The sequence below is a fragment of the Tenacibaculum sp. ZH5_bin.1 genome (genome assembly GCF_042865525.1).
Taxonomy (GTDB): Bacteria; Bacteroidota; Bacteroidia; order Flavobacteriales; family Flavobacteriaceae; genus Polaribacter; species Polaribacter mesophilus.
The window spans coordinates 929,278-950,722 of the sequence record NZ_JBEGIO010000001.1; the positions used below are offsets into that span (position 1 = coordinate 929,278).

Annotated in this window: 26 protein-coding genes; 25 read left to right on the top strand and 1 reads right to left on the bottom strand. The window is 31.0% G+C overall.

Annotated elements, in window-relative coordinates; translation table 11 throughout:
- Window positions 1-42 precede the first annotated feature (42 nt).
- The 25 genes from ABHQ57_RS04285 (at window position 43) to ABHQ57_RS04405 (ending at window position 18,772) form a co-directional block, all read left to right on the top strand.
- Window positions 43-1,524 (top strand): NAD(P)/FAD-dependent oxidoreductase, encoded by a 1,482-nt coding sequence (locus ABHQ57_RS04285; protein WP_167713002.1) that lies wholly within the window; start codon window positions 43-45, stop codon window positions 1,522-1,524.
- Window positions 1,508-2,350, top strand: a complete 843-nt coding sequence (locus tag ABHQ57_RS04290; RefSeq protein ID WP_167713004.1) for a phytoene/squalene synthase family protein — start codon at window positions 1,508-1,510, stop codon at window positions 2,348-2,350. The genes ABHQ57_RS04285 and ABHQ57_RS04290 overlap by 17 nt, the downstream gene beginning before the upstream one ends.
- Window positions 2,347-2,793 carry a hypothetical protein gene (locus ABHQ57_RS04295; RefSeq protein ID WP_159508953.1) on the top strand — a complete coding sequence of 149 codons (447 nt, stop codon included), beginning with the start codon at window positions 2,347-2,349 and terminating at the stop codon, window positions 2,791-2,793. Before ABHQ57_RS04290 ends, ABHQ57_RS04295 begins: the two co-directional genes overlap by 4 nt.
- Entirely contained in the window at window positions 2,790-3,245 is a 456-nt protein-coding gene (locus tag ABHQ57_RS04300) for a sterol desaturase family protein (protein ID WP_196781604.1), read from the top strand. The genes ABHQ57_RS04295 and ABHQ57_RS04300 overlap by 4 nt, the downstream gene beginning before the upstream one ends.
- A complete protein-coding gene (locus ABHQ57_RS04305) occupies window positions 3,242-3,943 on the top strand; it encodes a lycopene cyclase domain-containing protein (RefSeq protein WP_167713006.1) in 702 nt (233 codons plus the stop codon). The genes ABHQ57_RS04300 and ABHQ57_RS04305 overlap by 4 nt, the downstream gene beginning before the upstream one ends.
- Window positions 3,930-4,403, top strand: a complete 474-nt coding sequence (locus ABHQ57_RS04310; protein WP_115899996.1) for a TspO/MBR family protein — start codon at window positions 3,930-3,932, stop codon at window positions 4,401-4,403. The genes ABHQ57_RS04305 and ABHQ57_RS04310 overlap by 14 nt, the downstream gene beginning before the upstream one ends.
- Before the next feature lie 3 nt (window positions 4,404-4,406).
- Window positions 4,407-5,060 (top strand): TetR family transcriptional regulator C-terminal domain-containing protein, encoded by a 654-nt coding sequence (locus ABHQ57_RS04315; protein ID WP_047790020.1) that lies wholly within the window; start codon window positions 4,407-4,409, stop codon window positions 5,058-5,060.
- Window positions 5,057-6,367, top strand: coding sequence for an AarF/ABC1/UbiB kinase family protein (locus tag ABHQ57_RS04320; RefSeq protein WP_167713008.1), 1,311 nt, complete (start codon window positions 5,057-5,059; stop codon window positions 6,365-6,367). Before ABHQ57_RS04315 ends, ABHQ57_RS04320 begins: the two co-directional genes overlap by 4 nt.
- Before the next feature lie 56 nt (window positions 6,368-6,423).
- Window positions 6,424-6,978, top strand: coding sequence for a flavin reductase family protein (locus ABHQ57_RS04325; protein ID WP_231128376.1), 555 nt, complete (start codon window positions 6,424-6,426; stop codon window positions 6,976-6,978).
- A gap of 2 nt (window positions 6,979-6,980) precedes the next feature.
- The gene (locus ABHQ57_RS04330) at window positions 6,981-8,393 is read left to right on the top strand and encodes an SDR family oxidoreductase (protein WP_389862459.1); all 1,413 of its coding nucleotides are present in this window, start codon (window positions 6,981-6,983) and stop codon (window positions 8,391-8,393) included.
- A gap of 11 nt (window positions 8,394-8,404) precedes the next feature.
- On the top strand, window positions 8,405-8,548 hold the full coding sequence (locus ABHQ57_RS04335; RefSeq protein ID WP_073182036.1) for a DUF2256 domain-containing protein: 144 nt from the start codon (window positions 8,405-8,407) through the stop codon (window positions 8,546-8,548).
- Window positions 8,515-9,804, top strand: a complete 1,290-nt coding sequence (locus ABHQ57_RS04340) for a DASH family cryptochrome (RefSeq protein ID WP_167713011.1) — start codon at window positions 8,515-8,517, stop codon at window positions 9,802-9,804. Before ABHQ57_RS04335 ends, ABHQ57_RS04340 begins: the two co-directional genes overlap by 34 nt.
- Window positions 9,804-11,336, top strand: a complete 1,533-nt coding sequence (locus ABHQ57_RS04345; protein WP_167713013.1) for a cryptochrome/photolyase family protein — start codon at window positions 9,804-9,806, stop codon at window positions 11,334-11,336. The genes ABHQ57_RS04340 and ABHQ57_RS04345 overlap by 1 nt, the downstream gene beginning before the upstream one ends.
- A 69-nt stretch (window positions 11,337-11,405) precedes the next feature.
- On the top strand, window positions 11,406-12,869 hold the full coding sequence (locus ABHQ57_RS04350; RefSeq protein ID WP_167713015.1) for a cryptochrome/deoxyribodipyrimidine photo-lyase family protein: 1,464 nt from the start codon (window positions 11,406-11,408) through the stop codon (window positions 12,867-12,869).
- A gap of 4 nt (window positions 12,870-12,873) precedes the next feature.
- Window positions 12,874-13,293 (top strand): hypothetical protein, encoded by a 420-nt coding sequence (locus tag ABHQ57_RS04355; protein ID WP_167713017.1) that lies wholly within the window; start codon window positions 12,874-12,876, stop codon window positions 13,291-13,293.
- Window positions 13,290-13,556 (top strand): TIGR03643 family protein, encoded by a 267-nt coding sequence (locus tag ABHQ57_RS04360; RefSeq protein ID WP_159614246.1) that lies wholly within the window; start codon window positions 13,290-13,292, stop codon window positions 13,554-13,556. The genes ABHQ57_RS04355 and ABHQ57_RS04360 overlap by 4 nt, the downstream gene beginning before the upstream one ends.
- A complete protein-coding gene (locus tag ABHQ57_RS04365) occupies window positions 13,557-13,973 on the top strand; it encodes a 6-carboxytetrahydropterin synthase (protein WP_047790029.1) in 417 nt (138 codons plus the stop codon).
- Entirely contained in the window at window positions 13,936-14,631 is a 696-nt protein-coding gene (gene folE, locus ABHQ57_RS04370) for a GTP cyclohydrolase I FolE (RefSeq protein WP_159508937.1), read from the top strand. The genes ABHQ57_RS04365 and folE overlap by 38 nt, the downstream gene beginning before the upstream one ends.
- Before the next feature lie 5 nt (window positions 14,632-14,636).
- Entirely contained in the window at window positions 14,637-14,852 is a 216-nt protein-coding gene (locus ABHQ57_RS04375) for a hypothetical protein (RefSeq protein ID WP_047790054.1), read from the top strand.
- Entirely contained in the window at window positions 14,849-15,526 is a 678-nt protein-coding gene (locus ABHQ57_RS04380) for an SDR family NAD(P)-dependent oxidoreductase (RefSeq protein ID WP_167713020.1), read from the top strand. Before ABHQ57_RS04375 ends, ABHQ57_RS04380 begins: the two co-directional genes overlap by 4 nt.
- 10 nt (window positions 15,527-15,536) lie before the next feature.
- Window positions 15,537-16,061: a CIA30 family protein gene (locus ABHQ57_RS04385; RefSeq protein ID WP_167713021.1), complete on the top strand. Its 525-nt coding sequence runs from the start codon at window positions 15,537-15,539 to the stop codon at window positions 16,059-16,061.
- Between the two features lies 1 nt (window position 16,062).
- Window positions 16,063-16,605 carry a glutathione peroxidase gene (locus ABHQ57_RS04390; RefSeq protein ID WP_167713023.1) on the top strand — a complete coding sequence of 181 codons (543 nt, stop codon included), beginning with the start codon at window positions 16,063-16,065 and terminating at the stop codon, window positions 16,603-16,605.
- Window positions 16,606-16,608: 3 nt separating this feature from the next.
- Complete coding sequence (locus ABHQ57_RS04395; protein ID WP_047790033.1) at window positions 16,609-17,007, top strand: DUF2452 domain-containing protein; 399 nt, start codon at window positions 16,609-16,611, stop codon at window positions 17,005-17,007.
- 3 nt (window positions 17,008-17,010) lie between these two features.
- A complete protein-coding gene (locus ABHQ57_RS04400) occupies window positions 17,011-17,496 on the top strand; it encodes an SRPBCC family protein (RefSeq protein WP_047790034.1) in 486 nt (161 codons plus the stop codon).
- Window positions 17,486-18,772, top strand: a complete 1,287-nt coding sequence (locus ABHQ57_RS04405; protein ID WP_167713025.1) for a deoxyribodipyrimidine photo-lyase — start codon at window positions 17,486-17,488, stop codon at window positions 18,770-18,772. Before ABHQ57_RS04400 ends, ABHQ57_RS04405 begins: the two co-directional genes overlap by 11 nt.
- A 39-nt stretch (window positions 18,773-18,811) precedes the next feature.
- Here ABHQ57_RS04405 and alaS read toward each other — a convergent pair whose 3' ends face one another.
- The gene (gene alaS, locus ABHQ57_RS04410; protein ID WP_167713027.1) at window positions 18,812-21,427 is read right to left on the bottom strand and encodes an alanine--tRNA ligase; all 2,616 of its coding nucleotides are present in this window, start codon (window positions 21,425-21,427) and stop codon (window positions 18,812-18,814) included.
- Window positions 21,428-21,445: the final 18 nt, after the last annotated feature.

Consider the following 21,445-nt stretch of genomic DNA (forward strand, 5'->3'; position numbering starts at 1 on the left):
TTTTGTTCGCAATTAATTTTAATTATCTTTATAAGAAATAATTTGAAAAAAAAGGTATATATAATAGGCTCAGGTTTCTCTTCTTTATCAGCTTCTTGCTATTTAGCAAAAGCTGGATATAAAGTGGTAATCTTGGAAAAAAATGCCACAATTGGTGGTAGAGCAAGGCAGTTATTAAGAGAAGGTTTTACTTTTGATATAGGGCCTACATGGTATTGGATGCCAGATGTTTTTGAAAAGTTTTTTGCAGACTTTGAAAAGAAACCTTCAGATTACTATGAGTTAGAAAGATTAAACCCTGCTTATGAAGTATACTTTGGAGAAAAAGATTCAATAGTAATTCCAGGAACATTAGAGGAGATTTATGAGGTTTTTGAAAAAGAAGAAAAAGGAAGTTCAAAACACCTGAAGTCTTTTTTAAAATCAGCAAAATATAATTATGATGTTTCTATAAATGATTTAGTTTATAAGCCAGGAGTTTCTCCCTTAGAGTTGGTAACTCCAGTTACTATGGGAAAGATATTTCAGTTTTTTTCTACTATCAGACATGAGGTAAGAAAGAAAATTAAAAGTAAAAAACTAATTCAAATTTTAGAATTTCCAGTGTTGTTTCTGGGGGCAAAACCAAGTAACACCCCAGCGTTTTATAATTTTATGAATTATGCCGATTTTGGCTTAGGTACATGGCACCCAAAAGGAGGAATGTATAAAGTAATTGAGGCTATGACTACACTAGCATCGAGCTTAGGTGTAAAATTTCAAACCAATGTAAATGTTGAAGAAATTGTAGTAAACGATAAAGGTGAAGCAGTTGGGGTTGCGGTAGATGGAAAATTAATGAAATCTGATGTAGTGTTAAGTGGAGCAGATTATCATCATACTGAAACTTTACTGCCTAAATATTTAAGGCAATATTCAGAAAGTTATTGGGATAAAAAAACATTTGCGCCTTCATCTTTGCTTTTTTATGTAGGGTTTGACAAGAAGTTAAAAAATGTATGTCATCATACCTTGTTTTTTGATACAGATTTTGATGCGCATGCGAAAACAATATATGATGTTCCTTGTTGGCCAAAAGAACCATTATTTTATGCTAGCTTTCCCTCAATTACAGATGGTTCTTTTGCGCCTAAAGGAAAAGAGGCTGCTACTTTTTTAATTCCATTGGCGCCTGGTATAGAAGATACTCCGGAGCTAAGAGAACGTTATTTTAATATTATAATAGAGAGGTTAGAAAGACTAACAAATCAATCAGTAAAAAAACATGTGTTGTTTAAAGAAAGCTTTTGTGTAAATGATTTTATTAAGGAATATAATTCGTATAAAGGAAATGCCTACGGTTTGGCAAATATTTTAACACAAACAGCATTTTTAAGACCAAAAATAAAAAGTAAAAAAGTAGAGAATTTATTTTTTACAGGACAATTAACGGTACCAGGACCAGGAGTTCCTCCGTCTTTAATTTCAGGAAAAATAGCTTCAGATTTAATTTTAAAAACGTATAAAGATGAAACAATTATTTGATGAGGTTTCTTATGCATGTAGTAAGTTAGTAACTCAAAAATACAGCACCTCATTTTCGTTAGCTACGAAGATGTTATCACCAAAAATACGTACAGATATTTATAATATTTATGGTTTTGTACGCTTTGCGGATGAAATAGTAGATTCTTTTCATCAGTACGATAAGAAACAATTATTATTAAAGTTCGAAAGAGATTATTACGAATCTAAAAATAGAGGAATTAGTTTAAACCCTATTTTAAACTCGTTTATACATACTGTAAATAAGTACAAAATTTCTGATAAGCAGGTTCAGGCTTTTTTAAAAAGTATGAAAGCAGATTTGTATAAAACAGCATATACAACTACAGAAGAGTATAATGAATATATATATGGTTCTGCTGATGTTGTAGGGTTAATGTGTTTAAAGGTTTTTGTAAATGGGAATCAGCAAAAATATGAGGAGCTAAAAGAGCCTGCAATGCGTTTAGGGTCAGCGTTTCAAAAAGTAAATTTTTTAAGAGATTTAAAAGAAGATTTTAACGAATTGAATAGGTCTTACTTTCCAAATATCAATTTTGGAGATTTAAGTACAGAAGGAAAAAATGCAATTATTAAAGAAATAGAAGATGATTTTGATGTTGCTTATAAAAACGGGATTTTAAAGTTGCCTGTTGAAGCAAAATTTGGAGTATATATGGCATACAGGTATTACAAAAAACTATTAAAAAAGCTAAAAAATACACCTTCAACAAAAATCATGGACACAAGGATTCGAATTTCAAACCCGATGAAAATTAATCTTCTAGCAAGAAGTTATGTAAGGTATAAATTAAACTTTTTATGATAAAAAGTGGTATCTTAGGAGTACTGTTATTTATGTCGATAATAAGCTTCAATAATGCACCTAATCATGTTAAAAAATACCATGAATTAGTTACAAAAGAAGCTGAGTTAGCCTATATAGCCAATTATAAAAATAGTAAAGAAGTGAGTATTCAAGGCTATATAATTTCTCTTGAAATGAAACAGGCAAAATATAAAATAATGCCTTGGAGTAAACTAAAAGTTTTTAACACAAATAAAAACAAATTAGAAGAGTTGATTTTAAAGAATCCTAATAATGTTCACCTAAGGTATCTAAGGTTAATAATACAAGAAAATACACCAAGTGTTTTAGGATATACATCTTCTATTAAAAAAGACAAGCAGTTTTTAAAAGAAGTGCTTCAAAAAAAAGACAGTGTAAGTTATTTACATACATATATAATTAACAATACATCATTATGAATATAGTAATTTACATAGCAGTAACTACACTAACGTTTATTGTTATGGAGGGGGTTACTTGGTGCACGCATAAATATGTGATGCATGGGTTTGGTTGGTACTTACATGAAGATCATCATCAACCAGGATATCCGCATGTTTTTGAAAAAAACGATGCTTTTTTTGTTGTCTTTGCAATACCTAGTATATTATTATTTTACTTCGGAATTCGACCAGAGTTAAACTTTTTGTTTTTCATAGGTCTGGGAATATTATTTTATGGTATTGCTTATTTCTTGGTGCATGATGTGTTAATTCACAGAAGGTTCAAGTGGTTCGACAAAACAAACAATCAATACTTAAAAGGATTGCGAAAAGCACATAAAATTCATCATAAACATTTGGGGAAACACGACGGAGAATGTTTCGGTATGTTGTTTGTGCCCTTTAAATATTTTAATAAAAGACAGTGAGTCAGTATTTATATCTAATATTAAATCTAGGCAGTTTAAGTATTCCGCTATTGTATAGTGTTTTTGAAAAAAAACTACACTTTATACAATATTTCAAACAAGCAGCGCTTAGTATTTTGTTAGTCGCCTTGTTTTTTTTAATCTGGGACAGTTGGTTTACGCAAATGGGAGTATGGGGATTTAATCCAGATTATCATTTATCGCTAAAACTGCTGAATATGCCAATAGAAGAATGGATGTTTTTTTTCTGTATACCCTATGCATGTTTGTTTACACATGAAGCGTTGAAGTTTTTGTTTCCAAAATTTAAAATGTCAAAACCTGGGACAGTAATTGTAAGCTTTTTCCTCATTGTTTTAGTGAGTTTATTGTTGATTTTTAACTTCGGAAAGTGGTATACCACAGTAAATTTTGTGCTGTTTTTACTATTGTTAGGTTATGCGTTAAAGAACCACTTGAGTACATTGCAAGAATACTACCCTAGTTTCTTAGTAATATTAATTCCTTTTCTACTAGTCAATGGAATTTTAACAGGAAGCTTTATAGAAGAACCGGTAGTTTGGTACAATAACGCAGAGAATTTAGATTTTAGAATTTTTACGATACCTATAGAAGATGCTTTTTATGCATTTACAATGTTATTTTCAGTACAGTTAATTTTTAATTTCTTAAAAAACAGAAAACTTGAAAGAAAATAAATACATACGTTTTTTAATATTCTTAATAGCTAACCTTTCAGCCTTAGGTATTGGTGTTTGGTTAATGAATGAAGGGCCAAGAACAGATTGGTACTTGTCTTTAAATAAAGCTCCATGGACACCAGCAGGCTGGGTTTTTGGAGTAGCTTGGACAATCATTATGGTATTGTTTTCTGTATACATGACAAAAGTGAGTTTTCAGCATGAATTTTTAAACAAAAAGGTACTCATTTTATATGTAGATCAGTGGATTTTAAACGTAAGCTGGAACTATATTTTCTTTAATCAACATTTAACAAAATTAGGCTTGGTTGTAATCGCTTTATTATGGCTACTTATTGGTTATTTCACTTTTGAGTATGTAAAAAAAGTAAGGTGGTATACTCTATTTATACTTCCATATTTAATATGGATGACGATTGCAACTAGTCTCAACGCATATATTGTATTAAATAATTAAACTATGGCCAAAAAAAAGAACATAACACAAGAAAAAATAATAGAATGGTATATGAATACGGTACTATTATCAGGTCAACCGAATTCAATATTTTCTTTTGCGAAAGAAAATAACTTTGAAGAAGCGGAATTTTATAAACACTTTTCAAGCTTTGAAAGCTTAGAAAAAGCTGTTTTCGGAATTTTCGCTAAAGAAACCATTCATTTACTACACAAAACAGAAGCTTATAAAGACTATTTGCCAAAAGATAAACTATTGAGTTTCTATTTTACCTTTTTTGAATTATTAACAATAAATAGATCGTATGTATTGGCGCAGTTAAAAAGGATAAAAACAGATTTTTCGAAATTAAAAGTATTGCAAGAACTGCGTACAGAGTTTATTCATTTTGTAAATGAAATAAGCCTTGAAAAAATTGATTTTAAAAATGATAAAATCAACAAAATTCAAGATAAAACTATTGCAGAGGGGTATTGGATGCAGCTATTGCTTATTTTAAAGTTTTGGATAGAAGATGAGTCATCAAACTTTGAGAAAACAGATTTATTTATAGAAAAATCAGTAAAGGCAAGTTTTGATATTCAACAAATAGCACCTGTAAAAAGTGTGATTGATTTAGCGAAATTTTTGTGGAAGGAAAAATCACCAATGACATGAAAACCTTAAACAGAATACCTACGTCAAAAATAGAACGAGCTACCAAGTTGGTTTCAACAGGAGTGAAAGTTGGTGTAAATTATGCCAAGTACTACGGCAATAAAATCACTAAATCAGAAGAGGAAGCTAAAAAGCAACTTAATGAAGATAATGCTGCTGATATTTACGATGGATTAAAAGAACTAAAAGGGTCAGCATTAAAAGTAGCACAAATGCTAAGCATGGAAAAAAATATTTTGCCCAATGCTTACGTAGAAAAATTTTCATTATCACAATTTTCAGTTCCACCATTATCAGGACCTTTAGTAATCAAAACGTTTAAAAAATACTTCAGTAAAACACCAAACGAAGTTTTTGATACGTTTACAGCAGAATCAGTAAATGCAGCAAGTATAGGACAAGTTCATAAAGCCACTAAAGATGGAAAAGAACTAGCTGTAAAAATTCAATATCCAGGGGTTGCTGATAGTATTTCAACCGATTTAGCATTGGTGAAACCTATTGCGATGAAAATGTTTAACATTAAAGGAGAAGGTTCAGATGAATATTTTAAAGAAGTTGAAGAAAAGCTCTTGGAAGAAACTAATTACGAATTAGAACTTGCGCAGAGTAATGAAATTGCAGATGCCTGTAAACATATTCCAAACTTAAAATTTCCAAAATACTATTCAGATTTGTCATCAGATAGAATTTTAACGATGGATTGGATGGATGGAGTTCACCTGTCAGAGTTTACTAAAAATGAGCAACCTGAAGATGTTGCAAATAAACTAGGGCAAGCTTTGTGGGACTTTTACATGTATCAAATGCACAAGCTAAAAAAGGTACATGCAGATCCGCATCCAGGGAATTTTTTAGTGTCTAAATCAAATGAATTGATTGTTATCGATTTTGGATGTATGAAAGAAGTTCCTGAAAGTTTTTATGTGCCTTATTTCGAACTAGCAAAAAGAGAAAATATAGATAATCCAGCTTTTTTTGAAAGTAAACTCTATGAGTTAGAAATCTTGAGAAAAGATGATACACCAGAAGAAATAACCTTTTTTAAAGCATTGTTTTATGAAATGTTATCACTCTTTACACAACCTTTTCAGCAAGAAGAATTTGATTTTTCAGATGAGGAGTTCTTCGGGAAAATAGCAGATTTAGGTCAGAAATATGCCAAGAGTACCGAGCTTAAAAAGATGAACGGAAATAGAGGATCAAAACACTTCATTTACATTAATCGAACATTTTTTGGTTTATATAACCTAATGCACGATTTAAAAGCAAACAAGGTAAAAATTAATAATTTTAATACGATATAATGCATATTACACGTCAGCAAATAGACGAGTTTCCTCATCTGTATAAAATAAACTTGATGAACAGTATTTCTGGTTATAAACCAGCAAACCTTATTGCAACAAAATCAACTGATAATATAACCAATGTTGCAGTTTTTAGTTCGGTGGTGCATTATGGTTCAAGTCCAGCAATTTTAGGGTTTGTATTACGTCCCACAACCGTTGTTAGGAATACGTATAACAATATAAAAGAAACAGGGTATTATACTATTAATGCTATTAATGAAGTAATGATTGAGGAGGCACATCATACTTCTGCTAAATACCCGTCAGAGATTTCAGAATTTGATAAAACAACATTGTCAGAAGAGTTTAAGAATGGTTTTTATGCTCCTTTTGTTGCGGAATCACCCTTACAAATAGGAATGAAGTTTTTAGAAGAGCATTATATAAAAGTTAATGGAACTATTTTAGTGTTAGGAGAAGTTACTGATTTGTATTTTAAGGACTCTATGCTTTCAGAAGATGGTTTTTTAAACTTATCAAAAGAAAAAGTAGCTGCAATTAATGGGTTGGATACCTATATGGTAGCAGAGAATTATAAAAGACTGTCTTATCAAAGACCAAAATAATAATGAGGATTCTAATCACAGGAACAACGGGTTATATAGGTAAAAGATTAATACCTATGCTGTTATCAGAACAGCATGAACTTGTATGCTGTGTTAGAGATGTACGTAGAATTCCATTAGAATTTAAAGATAATACACAAATATCTTTTCTAGAAATAGATTTCTTAAAGCCTAAAAAAGAGCTGCCTAAAAATATTGATGCAGCTTATTATTTGATACACTCTATGTCTACAAGTAGTAGTGACTTCTCTAAGTTAGAATCGGATTGTGCAAATAATTTTAAGAGTCTATTAGAAAAAACTATGTGTAAGCAGGTTGTGTATTTGAGTGGTATTGTAAACGATAATTCATTGTCAAAGCATTTAAAATCGAGATATGAGGTAGAAAAAATACTACAATCAAAAACGTATGCAGTAACAACTTTTAGAGCAGGAATAATAGTAGGAAGTGGTAGTGCGTCATTTGAAATTATAAGAGACCTTGTAGAAAAACTTCCTGTAATGGTAACTCCAAAATGGTTGTATACAAAAACACAGCCTATTGCAATAAGAGATGTTTTAACATACTTAACAAAATCGTTATTAGAAGAGAGAGTGTACGATAAATCATTTGATATCTATGGTCCAGAAATTCTCACATATAAAGAAATGTTATTACAGTTTGCTGAGGTAAGAAAGTTAAATAGAATTATATTCTCAGTGCCATTTTTATCACCAAAGCTATCATCTTATTGGTTGTACTTTGTTACCTCAACTTCGTTTAATTTGGCAAAATCACTCGTAGATAGTATGACCGTTGAGGTTATAGGGAGTAAAAGCAATATTAATGAAATAATTGAAGTAACACCTATTACTTATAAACAGGCGGTAAAAAAAGCTTTTGTTAAAATAGCGCAAAATTCCGTTATATCAAGTTGGAAAGATGCTAAGGTAAGTGGTGTTTTTAGAAAAGAATATTTTCAATACATAAACCTTCCCAAGTATGGGTGCTTTATTGATGAAAGAATCAGAAAAGTTTCAGATGAAAACATAACACTTAAGAAAATATGGGAAATAGGAGGTAAGCGAGGTTGGTATAAATTTACTTTTTTATGGAAAGTAAGAGGTTTTATAGATCAAGTTTTTGGAGGTGTTGGGCTGCGTAGAGGTAGAAGAGATCCGACTGAGTTAGAGCCAGGAGATGCGCTTGACTTTTGGCGTGTGTTATTAGCGGATAAAGATAATAAACGTTTATTGCTCTTTGCAGAAATGAAACTACCAGGAGAGGCATGGTTAGAGTATGTTATTAAAGACGGCTTACTTTATCAAAAAGCAGTATTCAGACCTAAAGGAATATGGGGTAGAGTTTATTGGTTTGCTGTTTTACCGTTTCATGGACTTATATTTAAGCAACTCATTAATTTTTTGTCAAAATAATTTGTTTAAAATTGAAAAAACAGCACTTACCAACCAAAATTTGTAAAGTTTGTGGGCTTTCTTTTTCATGGAGGAAGAAATGGGAAGCTAGTTGGAGTGAAGTAAAATACTGTAGTAAAAAATGCAGGAAAAACAAAAACAAGAATGCACCTTAATTTGGTTTAGAAATGATTTAAGAGTTTTTGATAACAAACTGTTAAAAGAAGCAATAGCGACTAAACGTTATTTGGTGGCTTTTTATGCGTTTGATCCTGTGTTTTTTAAACGTCAATATTCTTTTGAGAGAACAGGAAAATTCCGTCTTTGTTTTTTAATTGAAACATTAAAAGAATTAAAGGAGAGTTTAGCTAAATATAATATACCTTTTTATGTAGGGTTAAAAAAAACAGAAACCGTTGTTAGAGAGATTCAAAACGATTTCTTAATTACTACGCTAGTTTATCAAGAAGATGAAACTAGTGATGAAAAAGATATAGAAAAGAGAGTAAGAAAAGTAGTTGGTAGTAAGGTAAAAAAGATAAGGGTAACAAATCAATATTTGTATGAGCCACATCAAATAGATACGTTATTTAACAAAAAATACCCGTTGTCTTTTTCATCTTTTAGAAATAAAGTTGAAAAAAAATTAGATATAGACACAGAGTTAAATTATCATTTACCCTATCAGGATATATATTCTCAGGCATTTTTTGAAATACCAAACTGTTCTCGTGCAGAAAAATTTTTAGGAAATTCTTTTCCTTTTAAAGGAGGAGAAAAGCAAGCATTAGTAAGGTTGAAAAGTTATTTTTTTGAAACAAAAAAAGTGATTGACTACAAGAAAACACGAAATAATTTATTAGGAATAAATTGTAGTACAAAATTTTCACCTTGGTTATCTAATGGATCTATTAGTGTAAAAACAATTTATAAAGAACTAAAGAGATTTGAAGACGAATATGAGGCAAATTCATCAACATATTGGGTGTATTTTGAGTTGTTATGGAGAGAGTTCTTTAAACATGCAGTTCGTTATCACAAAAATGACTTCTTCAAATTAGGGGGGATTCAGAAAAAAACGATACTAAGTATTCATGATAATAAGGTGATAAAAAATTGGGTTTTAGGTAATACTACATCCGATTTTGTAAACGCTAATATGATAGAGTTAAGAAAAACAGGTTGGATGAGTAATAGAGGAAGGCAAAACGTAGCATCTTATTTTGTACATAACTTACAGCAAGATTGGAGGATTGGGGCAGCCTACTTTGAATCTTTGTTAGTAGATTATGATCCGCACAGTAATTATGGTAACTGGATGTATATAGCAGGAGTAGGAAATAGTTCTGAGAGTAAAAAGTTTGATATAGAATGGCAAGCTAATACATATGATAAATATGGGGAATTTAGAGCTAAATGGATTGATAAGTAATGGACGTAATACTTAGAGTGCTTTTAGGTGATCAGTTAAACGAATCTCATAGCTGGTTTAAGCAAAAAAACAAAAAAGTAGTGTATGCTATGTTTGAAATGAAGCAAGAAACGGAGTATGTAAAACATCATATACAAAAAGTTGTAGGGTTTTTCTTAGCAATGAGGAGTTTTGCTAAAAAACTAGAAGAGAAAGGTCACGCAGTAGAGTATTTTAAAATATCAGATTCGCATAACACGCACAATCTTATAAAAAATATTAAAGTATTACAAAAAAAATACTCAATTACAAAAATTGAATATCAGTTGCCTGACGAATTTCGTTTAGATGTGCAATTTAAAAATGAACTCAAGAGCTTACAGATACCAGTTAAATCGTATGATACAGAACATTTTTACACTACAAGGAATGAGTTAAAAGAGTTTTCTGAAGGTAGAAAGAAAACAGTTATGGAAGATTTTTATCGCTATATGAGGAAAAAGCATAAGATACTTGTAGAAAATAATGAACCAGTTGGCGGTAAATGGAATTATGATGCATCTAACAGAAAAAAATGGAATCAAGATGAATTAGTTCCTTTGCCTTATGAGACTAATATTGACTGTAAAGCATTATTAAAAGAGCTTAATGAAGCAGAAGTGGTTACATTTGGAGAAGAAACATTAACTTTTACTTATCCAATAAATAGAGAACAAGCAATAAAGCAACTAGATTTTTTTTGTGACAATTTGTTAGAGTTTTTTGGAGATTATCAAGATGCAATGCATTCATCACAAGATTTTCTGTTTCATTCTCGATTATCATTTGCTCTTAATTTAAAATTAGTAACCCCGAGAGAAGTTGTAGAGAAGGTTGTTGATGTGTTTTATAAGAAACCTTCAATAGCCGTTTCTCAGGCAGAGGGCTTTATTCGTCAAGTATTAGGATGGAGAGAGTATATGAGAGGTGTTTATTGGCAATTAGGAGAAGATTTTAAAAAAAAGAATTTTTTTAATAATAAAGTTTCATTGCCAGATTTTTTTTGGACAGGAAAAACAAAAATGAATTGTGTGAAGCAATCGTTAAAAAACTCGTTAAATAATGCATACGCGCATCATATACAGCGTCTTATGATTTTAGGTAACCTAGCGTTATTGTTAGAGGTTCATCCAGATGAGGTAGATGCTTGGTATTTAGGAGTATATATAGATGCTGTAGAGTGGGTGCAATTACCAAATACAAGAGGGATGAGTCAGTACGCGGATGGTGGGATAGTGGCCACAAAACCTTATGTATCTAGCGCAAGTTATATTAATAAAATGAGTAATTATTGTAAAGAATGCTTTTATAATTACAAAACAAAAACAGAAGAAGATTCGTGCCCGTATAATACTTTGTATTGGGAGTTTCTTTACAAAAATAAAGAGAAGTTGAAAAATAACCACCGAATGCGTATGATGTATACTTTATTGCAAAAAATGGAAATATCAAAAGACTTCTCAGAAATTCTAGAAAAAGCAAAAACAATTAAACAAAAAATTAATAGCTATTAACTTTTTGTTTAATTATTTCTTTTATTAATTAAACAAAAATTGTATTTTTGATTCAAAGCGCACATTGGATTGAAAATAACAGGAGAAATATCAGTAGTTTGGTTTAAAAGAGATCTTCGGTTGCAGGATAACGAGGCTGTTTTTAATGCAATAACTTCAGGTAAGAAAATATTATTTGTTTATATTTTTGAAGAAAGCATTATACAAGACGAACATTATTCTAAAAGACATTGGGATTTTGTTAAAGAATCTATACGAGATATAAACCAAGAGTTGTTGCTGTATAATACACAGGTTTTAACAGTAAACTCAGAGGTACTTTCTTTTTTTAGGTATTTAATGTCGGTGTCAAATGTTACTAATGTCTACTCTCATATAGAAACAGGTATTCTTGCAACTTATAATAGAGATAAAACCTTTAAAAGGTTTTGTAAGAATAATGTAATAGAATGGAAAGAAAATATTCATAATGGAGTATTTAGGGGGCGAGAAAACAGAGAAGGTTGGAAAGAGGATTGGGAAAACTACATGAAATCAAGTCAGATAATATTTGATTCAACAAATGTTTCTTTTGTAACAATAACAGAAATAAAAGAAATAGCAAAAAACTTGATAATTGTAAATTTAGATACAGAAGAAGAAAAGCTATTTCAAAAAGGAGGACGAGCTACGGCTCTTAAGTATTTACATAGTTTTTTTAACAAAAGGTATGAGGGGTATGCAAAAAATATTTCAAAGCCAACAGAAGCAAGAGAGAGCTGCAGCAGGCTGTCACCTTATATTGCTTGGGGGAATATCTCAGTAAGAGAGGTATATCAGTTAGCAATAAGTATTCGTTCTGGTTCAAGAAATAAAAGAGCAATAGATGCTTTCATTTCAAGACTTAAATGGCAGGCACATTTCATCCAGAAATTCGAAATGGAATGTATAATGGAGCAAGAAAGTATCAATAAAGGGTTTCATAAGTTAAAGAAAAATATTACTAAAAAATACATATATGCATGGAGAAACGGAAAAACAGGTATTCCATTTATTGATGCGTGTATGCGTTGTTTAATTCATACAGGATATTTGAATTTTAGAATGCGAGCTATGTTAGTGTCTTTTTTTACACATAATCTTTGGCAACCATGGCAAGAAGCATCAAAATATTTATCAAAATTGTTTTTAGATTTTGAACCAGGAATTCACTTTCCTCAGTTGCAAATGCAGGCAGGAGAAACTGGAATTAATACGATTAGAATTTATAACCCAGTAAAAAATGGTTTAGAGCACGATCCTGAAGCAGTTTTTATTTCAAAATGGATACCAGAACTTAAAGGATTACCATTAGCGTTTAAGCACGAACCATACAAAATGACAGCTTTAGAACAAAAAATGTATGGGTTTACTCTTGGTAATGATTACCCAAAACCAATAGTAGATATAGGTGTAACTAGAAAAAATGCCTCAGACACTATTTGGAAAATGCGTAAAGATCCAGAGGTGATAAAAGAAAGCTATAGAATTTTAAACAAACATGTAGTTAAATAAAAAAATGTTGTTTGATATAACATACAATAATAAAGAAAGTGTATTAAAAATCAATAAATTAGTAGGAGAACCTATGTCTTTTTTACAATCTTTAAAAATTAAAGGAGTTGGTTCAAGTAGAATGATTGTTGAAGGAGTAAGTAAAAGCTTTAAAAGTATTTTAACAACAATTAGCGATTTAAATTATGGAAGTATAGAAATACGTCCTAAAGGAATTATAGTTAACATAACTAATAAATTACAACGCTTTTTCTGGGTAATACCTTTTTATAAAATAGTGGTTTTTAATCATGAATTCTTTAGTATTCATTCCGATAACCACTTTATTAGGTTTAGAAAAGATAATAAATATAATCAGAATAAAAAATTTATAAAAAAAATGATGGATTTGAAAATGACATCAACACAAAGTTATTTTTTATGACATTAAGAGAGATAGATAGAGTTATTGAAATGGCTTGGGAAGATCGAACAACTTTTGACGCTATAAAACTTCAATTTGACTTAAAAGAACAAGAAGTAATTAATTTAATGCGAAGAGAATTAAAACCATCAAGTTTTAAATTATGGAGGAAAAGAGTACAGGGTAAAAGAACAAAACATCAAGCAAAAAGAATATTTAATAAAGGAAGGTTTAAATGTACGAGACAAAGAAGTATAAGTAATAATAAAATAGCAAAACGATAAATGAAGCAAGCAAAAGTGGCTATTACGAGAAAAGAACATTTTAATGCAGCCCACAGGTTGCATAATACGAAATGGTCTGAAGCAAAAAACAAAGAAGTTTTTGGCAAATGTAATAATCCAAATTTTCATGGCCATAATTATGAGTTAGAAGTAACTATTGTAGGAGAAGTAGATGAAAACACAGGATATGTAATTGATACAAAAGTTTTATCTAACCATATACAAAAAGAAATAATAGATTGTTTAGATCATAAAAACTTAAATAAAGAAGTAGAAGAATTTAAAACACTCAATCCAACAGTAGAAAATATAGCAATTGTAATTTATAACAAACTAAGGTTAGTGATAAATAATCATTTAGAAATTAAAATAAAACTTTATGAAACACCTAGAAACTTTGTTGAATACCCCTGTTAGCGATAATATAAAGAACTTATCGATTGAAGAAATTGGAGATGATCATATTTATACAGGAATTGAAACGCCTATGGTAGAAGATGCTTTTTTAATTTCTGATGAGGAAAAAAAAGAAAAAATAGCACAATTATTTTCAGAAATAATGCAAACTATTGGGCTTGATTTAAATAATGACTCTCTTAAAGGTACTCCACAAAGAGTAGCTAAAATGTATATAGATGAAATTTTTTCAGGTTTAAATCCAGCCAATAAGCCTAAAATAGCATTGTTTGAAAATAGGTACCAATATAACCAAATGTTGGTAGAAAAAGACATACAGTTTTATTCTAATTGCGAACATCATTTTGTACCAATAATAGGAAAAGCACATGTGGCTTATGTTTCATCAGGAAAAGTTATAGGCTTATCAAAATTAAACAGAATTGTTCAGTTTTATGCTAAAAGACCCCAAGTACAAGAACGCTTAACTAATCAAATAGCCAGAGATTTACAAGAGATATTACAAACAGAAGACGTAGCTGTAATTATAGATGCAAAGCATTTATGTGTTTCTTCTAGAGGAGTTAAAGATGATTCGTCATCAACAGTTACCTGTTTTTATGGAGGCATTTTTAATACCTCAGAAAAAATTGTTGAACTTCAAAATTATTTAAAATGAGTACAATAAACTTACTTCAAGAAGCTTTAGAATTTGAGAAAAATTACAAATCTTTTAAAACAAGAAATGAAAAAATTTTAGCATCAAGGAAAGCGAAAGAAATTATTTTATCAATTAATGAAGTGTATAAAAAGAGTAAAGATAAAAAGTTGATGGATGTTATGAAACGCATAACAACTGTTAAACAAAAAGTAGAAAAACGATTAAAAGGACGATTATGAAAACAATTGTTGTAGTTGGTGGTAGTAGTGGTATTGGTAAGGCGATAATAACCAAATTAAAACACACACATAAAATAATTAACATTAGTAGAACAGCACCGTCTAATATTGAAAATATAAAACATTATGCATGCGATGTTACCAAAGACGAACTTCCAGAATTAGAAAAAGTTCATGGATTAGTTTATTGTCCCGGAAGCATTAATCTAAAATCCTTTTCAAGATTAAAATTAGAAGACTTTCAATCTGATTTAGATATTAACGTTCTTGGAGCAATTAAAACGCTAAAATCTTATGAAAGTTTGCTAACTCAAAACAATGGAAGTGTAGTGTTATTTAGTACGGTAGCGTCATTTTTAGGAATGCCTTATCATGCAAGCATAGCAACTAGTAAATCAGCAGTAGAAGGGTTAACCAAATCGTTGGCAGCAGAATACGCTACGAAAGTTAGATTCAATGCAATTGCTCCTACGGTTACTGATACACCTTTAGCAGCTCGCTTATTACGAAATGAAAAACAACAAGAGAGTATGCAGAACAGACACCCATTAAAAAAATACCTAAAAGCAGAAGAAGTAGCTAGTTTAGCTACCTATTTATTGTCTGACGAAGCATCAGCAATTACTGGACAAGTAATTCCTGTAGATGCAGGAATTGTAAGTATTAAAATTTAAAAAGTAAATAATGAAATGGCTTTTAATTTTAAGTTTTCTTATGTGTTTAAATGATGAAATTATAATTTTTGATAAAGATAATAACACCCAAAATTGGTATGTTGTTAATGATACTGTGATGGGAGGAATTTCTACATCAGCTGTAAAAATTAATGATAAGGGAAACTTAATCTTTTCGGGGAAAGTATCTACTGAAAATAATGGTGGATTTTCGATGACAAGAATGCCAATAGCCATAGGTTTAAACAAACAACATTCAAAAATTGTATTAAAAGTAAAAGGAGATGGTAAACAATATCAACTACGATTAAAATCAAATGAGTCTCAACGTTACTCATACGTACAAGTATTTAGAACAAATACACAAGAACAAGAAATTACATTACCATTAACAGGATTTTATCTTACCTTTAGGGGTAGAAAGTTAAATTTTGGTAATTTCTCTGATAATCAAATAGAAGAGGTAGCAATTTTAATAGGAAATAAAAAAGACGAAGATTTTTCGTTAGAAATCATAAAAATAGCAATTCAATAAAATGAACACAGTAAAAATATTCTTAATCATGGCACTATTTAGTTTATCAGGTAAAGCGCAAACAGTAACTCCTAAAGAATCGTTATACGACATAAATATTGAAGGTATTAATGGAAAAAACTTAGACCTTAACAAGTTTAAAGGGAAAAAAATATTATTTGTAAATGTAGCATCAAAATGTGGTTTTACCAATCAGTATGAAGGTTTGCAAGAACTGTATTCAAAACACAAAGATAAATTAGTAATCATAGGATTACCTTGTAATCAATTTGGAGGCCAAGAACCAGGAACAATAAAAGAAATTCAATCGTTTTGTAGTGTAACCTATGGAGTAGATTTTCCTATGACAGAAAAAATTGAAGTTAAAGGAGAAAATCAACACCCGTTATATCAATGGTTAACACAAAAAGATAAAAATGGAAAAATGAGTTCTTCAGTAAAATGGAATTTTCAAAAATACTTGGTAGATGAAGAAGGAAAGTTAATTAATGTTTTTTACTCAATAACCAAACCAATGAGTAAGAAAATTACCAAATTAATATAAAAAATGAAGAAAAAACCAGATAATGTAGTTTTTAATGAGGAAACAAATGAATATGATGCGTATTTAAAACCATATGCAACTAATTTTACAGCACCAGTTATTAAAGAAAGTAATTCAATAAGCTGGAAAAAACAAAACATTTACCAGGCAAACGCTCAATTTTTAGCATCTTTTGAAGAAATAAAACAACAATACAACAATCTTGTAAAAGAGTATCAATATAATGAGCTTATTTATAGTGCTAAATTTAACTTTGAGCCAATTGTAGGTAAGGTCTATCATTTGTATAGAAAAGAAAAAAACACGTTATTCTTATCAATATTAAGCCCCAATGAATGTGGTTTCAATTTTGTTGGCAGTTTTCAACTTAACTCAGACAAAGTCTGGAAAAAAGTAAAATAAACAATGGTACTATTTAAAAAGCATTCGGGTATTTATACCTTATCTACTGAACAAATATTAAACGTTCGGTTAGAAAAAGCATGGGAATTTTTCAGTGCTCCAGGAAATTTGCAAAAAATAACCCCTTCACATATGGGGTTTCAAATTACTTCAGAGGTTGATAAAAAAGCCTATGCAGGACAAATAATTACCTACAAAGTAGGAATTTTACCAGGTATTAAGTCTAGTTGGGTTACCGAAATTACACAAGTAAAAGAACAACAATTTTTTATAGATGAACAGCGATTTGGTCCTTATAGCATGTGGCATCATGAACACTGGTTTGAAGAGTTGCCAAATGGAAAAACGTTAATGAAAGACAAAATTTCATACAAGATACCTTTTGGTTTTTTAGGACATATCGCCCAATCAATCTTTATAAAAAGGCAGTTAAAAGAAATTTTTGAACATCGCTATAGTACGTTAGAAAAATTATTTAATGGAAGATAAAGCATCTATTTTTTGGTTTCGTCGAGACTTACGTTTAGAAGATAATAAAGGTTTGTATGAAGCGCTACAATCAGGTAATAAAGTAGTTCCGTTATTTATTTTTGATGAAGATATTTTAGAAAGCCTTCCTAAAAATGATGCTCGAGTAACTTTTATTTACGAAACCTTGCAAAACTTAGATGAAGAGCTGAAAAAGCATCAATCTTCTCTGGTAGTTAAAAAAGGAAAACCGTTAGCAATTTGGAAAAAACTAACTGAAGAATATACAATTGGAGAAGTTTACACAAATAAAGATTACGAACCTTACGCGACTAAAAGAGATAAGGAAGTAGAAGACTTTTTAGTATCAAAAGGAATAATATTTAATGCTTTTAAAGATCAAGTAATTTTTGAAGAAAACGAAGTTTTAAAGAATGATGGAACTCCGTATACAGTTTTCACACCTTATAAGAATAAATGGTTACAAAACTTCTCAGAAAAGAAAGATACGCAAGACTTTACGATAGACTTTGCTAATTTTTATCAGTTTTTATCTGAATTTCCATCATTAGCTTTCATAGGTTTTGAAGAAAGTACGATTAAAGTAAAACCATACAACCTATCTAATTTGGATTCGTATGATGAGGTGAGAGACTTTCCCTCGCAAGATAAAACCTCGTATTTATCACCTTATTTACGTTTTGGATTGGTTAGTACACGAAAAATGATTCGTTTTGCTTTAAAAACCAATCAAACTTTTTTAAGTGAACTGATTTGGCGTGAGTTTTTTATGCAGATTTTATATCACTTTCCAAAAGTAATTACCCAGAATTTCAAACAAAAGTACGATGCAGTTCCTTGGAGAAACAATGAAGAAGAGTTTAAAAAATGGTGTGAAGGTAAAACAGGGTATCCCATGGTAGATGCAGGAATGAGAGAGTTAAATGAAACAGGATACATGCACAACAGAGTACGAATGATTACTGCTGGGTTTTTATGCAAACATTTATTAATAGATTGGCGTTGGGGAGAAGCATATTTTGCAGAAAAGCTGTTGGATTATGACCTGTCAGCAAATAACGGAAATTGGCAATGGGCAGCAGGTACGGGTTGCGATGCAGCTCCGTATTTTAGAGTGTTTAACCCAGAATCACAGTTAAAAAAGTTTGATAAAGATTTACAATATGTTAGAAAATGGGTAAAAGACTTTGATGAATTAACTTACCCACAACCTATGGTAGAGCACAAGTTTGCGAGAGAACGAGCGATAAGTACATATAAAAACGCACTGAAATAAAAAAAAGGTTCAGAATTTTCTGAACCTTTTTAGTATGTATTAAGCGATATAGTCTTTTGCTCTTTCTAATGCCTTTGGAATTCCACCAGGGTTTTTACCACCAGCAGTTGCAAAGAAATTTTGTCCACCTCCACCACCGTGGATTAGTTTTCCTAACTCTCTAACAACCTTTCCAGCATCATAGCCTTTTTCATTAGCCAAATCTTTAGAAATATAACACGTTAACATTGCTTTTTCAGCAGAAGGAGCGGTAGCAAATACCACAAATAAATTGTTAACTTCTCCTCCTAACTCAAATAATAAGTTTTTAATGCTGTTAGGATCTAAATCTACTTTAGTTGCTAAAAACTGAACTCCATTTACCTCTTGTAATTGGTTTTTAAGTTCGCCTTTCATGTTTTTAGCTTTATCCTTTAATAGTTGCTCAACTTGCTTTTTTAAAGAAGCATTTTCATCTTGTAAACTACTTACTGATTTAGCAACGTCTTTAGGGTTTTTCAATAATTGTTTTACTGCATCGTAGTTGCGCTCAACATCTTCAAAGTAATCGCCAACAGCTACATTAGTAATTGCTTCGATTCTTCTAATTCCAGCAGCAACAGCACCTTCCGATTTTATTTTGAAATACCAAATATCACCAGTTTGTTGTACGTGCGTACCTCCACATAATTCCATAGATTGTCCAAAACGGATGGTACGAACACTATCTCCATACTTTTCTCCAAATAAAGCTACAGCACCTTCGTCAATAGCTTGTTGCATTGGTATATTTCTTTGCTCTTGTAATGGAAGATTTTCACGAATACGAGCGTTTACAAACTCTTCAACAGCTTCTAGTTGATCATTGTCTACTTTAGAAAAGTGAGAAAAGTCAAAACGTAAATAATCAGGACTCACCAATGAACCTTTTTGTTCTACATGGTCTCCTAAAATAGTACGTAACGCTTGGTGTAATAAGTGAGTAGCTGAGTGATTACTAGCAGCTAAACTTCTATGTTCTTTATTTACAACAGCTTTAAAAGTTTCGTGTAAGTTTTTAGGTAAATTCTTAGCAAAATGAATGATAACATTGTTCTCTTTTTTGGTGTCAAGCACATAAATAATATCACCATTAGGAGATTCAATATATCCTTTGTCACCAACTTGTCCACCACCTTCTGGATAAAAAGGAGTCATGTTGAATACCAGTTGATATTGGTCACCGCCTTTTTTGGTACTAACTTTTCTGTAGCGAGTTAGTTTTACATTAGTAGTTAATATGTCGTACCCGATAAACTCTTCAACATCATCATCTAATAAAGTAACCCAATCACCCGTTTCACTAGCAGAAGCTGCACGAGAACGCTCTTTTTGAGCTTTCATACCAGCATTAAATTCCTCTTCATTAATTTCATACCCCTTTTCACGAGCAATTAACTGCGTTAAATCAAGAGGGAATCCGTAAGTATCATATAATTCAAAAGCACGTTTACCAGATACAGTTTTACCATTAGTAGTTGCAATAACTTGATCTAATAATAATAGTCCTTGATCCAATGTACGTAAGAAAGAAGTTTCTTCTTCTTTAATTACATTGTGTACCAAAGTATTTTGTTTTCTAATTTCAGGGAATGCACTTCCCATTTGATGTGCTAAGGTTTCTACTAACTTATAAATAAAAGGCTCTTTTTGGTTTAAGAAAGTAAATCCGTAACGAATAGCACGACGTAAAATTCTACGTATTACATAACCTGCACCGTTATTACTAGGTAACTGACCATCTGCAATCGCAAAAGCAACAGCACGAACGTGATCAGCAACTACACGAATAGCAATATCAATTTTTTCATCTTTTCCGTACTTAGTACCAGTAATTGTTTCTATCTCACGAATTAAAGGAGTAAATACATCAGTATCGTAGTTAGATTGAACACCTTGTAATACCATACATAAACGTTCAAATCCCATACCAGTATCGATATGTTTCGCTGGAAGTTCTACTAGAGAACCATCAGCTTTACGATTGTATTGCATGAATACCAAGTTCCAGATTTCAACAACCTGAGGATGATCTTCGTTTACTAACGATTTTCCATCAACCTTAGCTTTTTCTTCAGCGGAACGAATATCAACATGAATCTCAGAACACGGACCACAAGGACCTTGTTCACCCATTTCCCAGAAGTTATCTTTTTTGTTACCCATTAAGATGCGATCTTCAGCAATGTATTGTTTCCAAATATCGTAAGCCTCTTGATCCATTTTTGTACCGTCACTCTCGTCACCTTCAAATACAGTTACGTACAAAATGTCTTTATCTACTTTGTAAACCTCAGTTAGTAATTCCCAAGCCCAAGCAATAGCTTCTTTCTTAAAATAATCACCAAAACTCCAGTTACCTAGCATCTCAAACATGGTGTGGTGGTAGGTGTCATAACCAACCTCTTCCAAATCGTTGTGCTTACCAGAAACACGTAAACATTTTTGGCTATCAGAAACTCTACCATTTTTAGGAGTTGAGTTTCCTAAGAAAAACTCTTTAAATGGCACCATACCAGCGTTGGTAAACATTAAAGTAGGATCGTTCTTTAACACCATAGGTGCTGAAGGAACTATTTCGTGTTGTTTTGATTTAAAAAAATCTAAAAATTTAGCTCTAATATCTTGAGATTTCATACAACTCTGGGTATCTGT

What these genes read in the sequence shown, in the direction of transcription:
- ABHQ57_RS04290 (WP_167713004.1), top strand. Translation starts at nt 1,508, where the DNA reads ATGAAACAATTATTTGATGAGGTTTCTTATGCATGTAGTAAGTTAGTA.
- ABHQ57_RS04295 (WP_159508953.1), top strand. Translation starts at nt 2,347, where the DNA reads ATGATAAAAAGTGGTATCTTAGGAGTACTGTTATTTATGTCGATAATA.
- ABHQ57_RS04300 (WP_196781604.1), top strand. Translation starts at nt 2,790, where the DNA reads ATGAATATAGTAATTTACATAGCAGTAACTACACTAACGTTTATTGTT.
- ABHQ57_RS04315 (WP_047790020.1), top strand. Translation starts at nt 4,407, where the DNA reads ATGGCCAAAAAAAAGAACATAACACAAGAAAAAATAATAGAATGGTAT.
- ABHQ57_RS04320 (WP_167713008.1), top strand. Translation starts at nt 5,057, where the DNA reads ATGAAAACCTTAAACAGAATACCTACGTCAAAAATAGAACGAGCTACC.
- ABHQ57_RS04325 (WP_231128376.1), top strand. Translation starts at nt 6,424, where the DNA reads ATGAACAGTATTTCTGGTTATAAACCAGCAAACCTTATTGCAACAAAA.
- ABHQ57_RS04330 (WP_389862459.1), top strand. Translation starts at nt 6,981, where the DNA reads ATGAGGATTCTAATCACAGGAACAACGGGTTATATAGGTAAAAGATTA.
- ABHQ57_RS04340 (WP_167713011.1), top strand. Translation starts at nt 8,515, where the DNA reads ATGCAGGAAAAACAAAAACAAGAATGCACCTTAATTTGGTTTAGAAAT.
- ABHQ57_RS04345 (WP_167713013.1), top strand. Translation starts at nt 9,804, where the DNA reads ATGGACGTAATACTTAGAGTGCTTTTAGGTGATCAGTTAAACGAATCT.
- ABHQ57_RS04355 (WP_167713017.1), top strand. Translation starts at nt 12,874, where the DNA reads ATGTTGTTTGATATAACATACAATAATAAAGAAAGTGTATTAAAAATC.
- ABHQ57_RS04360 (WP_159614246.1), top strand. Translation starts at nt 13,290, where the DNA reads ATGACATTAAGAGAGATAGATAGAGTTATTGAAATGGCTTGGGAAGAT.
- ABHQ57_RS04365 (WP_047790029.1), top strand. Translation starts at nt 13,557, where the DNA reads ATGAAGCAAGCAAAAGTGGCTATTACGAGAAAAGAACATTTTAATGCA.
- folE (WP_159508937.1), top strand. Translation starts at nt 13,936, where the DNA reads ATGAAACACCTAGAAACTTTGTTGAATACCCCTGTTAGCGATAATATA.
- ABHQ57_RS04380 (WP_167713020.1), top strand. Translation starts at nt 14,849, where the DNA reads ATGAAAACAATTGTTGTAGTTGGTGGTAGTAGTGGTATTGGTAAGGCG.
- ABHQ57_RS04385 (WP_167713021.1), top strand. Translation starts at nt 15,537, where the DNA reads ATGAAATGGCTTTTAATTTTAAGTTTTCTTATGTGTTTAAATGATGAA.
- ABHQ57_RS04390 (WP_167713023.1), top strand. Translation starts at nt 16,063, where the DNA reads ATGAACACAGTAAAAATATTCTTAATCATGGCACTATTTAGTTTATCA.
- ABHQ57_RS04395 (WP_047790033.1), top strand. Translation starts at nt 16,609, where the DNA reads ATGAAGAAAAAACCAGATAATGTAGTTTTTAATGAGGAAACAAATGAA.
- ABHQ57_RS04400 (WP_047790034.1), top strand. Translation starts at nt 17,011, where the DNA reads ATGGTACTATTTAAAAAGCATTCGGGTATTTATACCTTATCTACTGAA.
- ABHQ57_RS04405 (WP_167713025.1), top strand. Translation starts at nt 17,486, where the DNA reads ATGGAAGATAAAGCATCTATTTTTTGGTTTCGTCGAGACTTACGTTTA.
- alaS (WP_167713027.1), bottom strand. Translation starts at nt 21,427, where the DNA reads ATGAAATCTCAAGATATTAGAGCTAAATTTTTAGATTTTTTTAAATCA.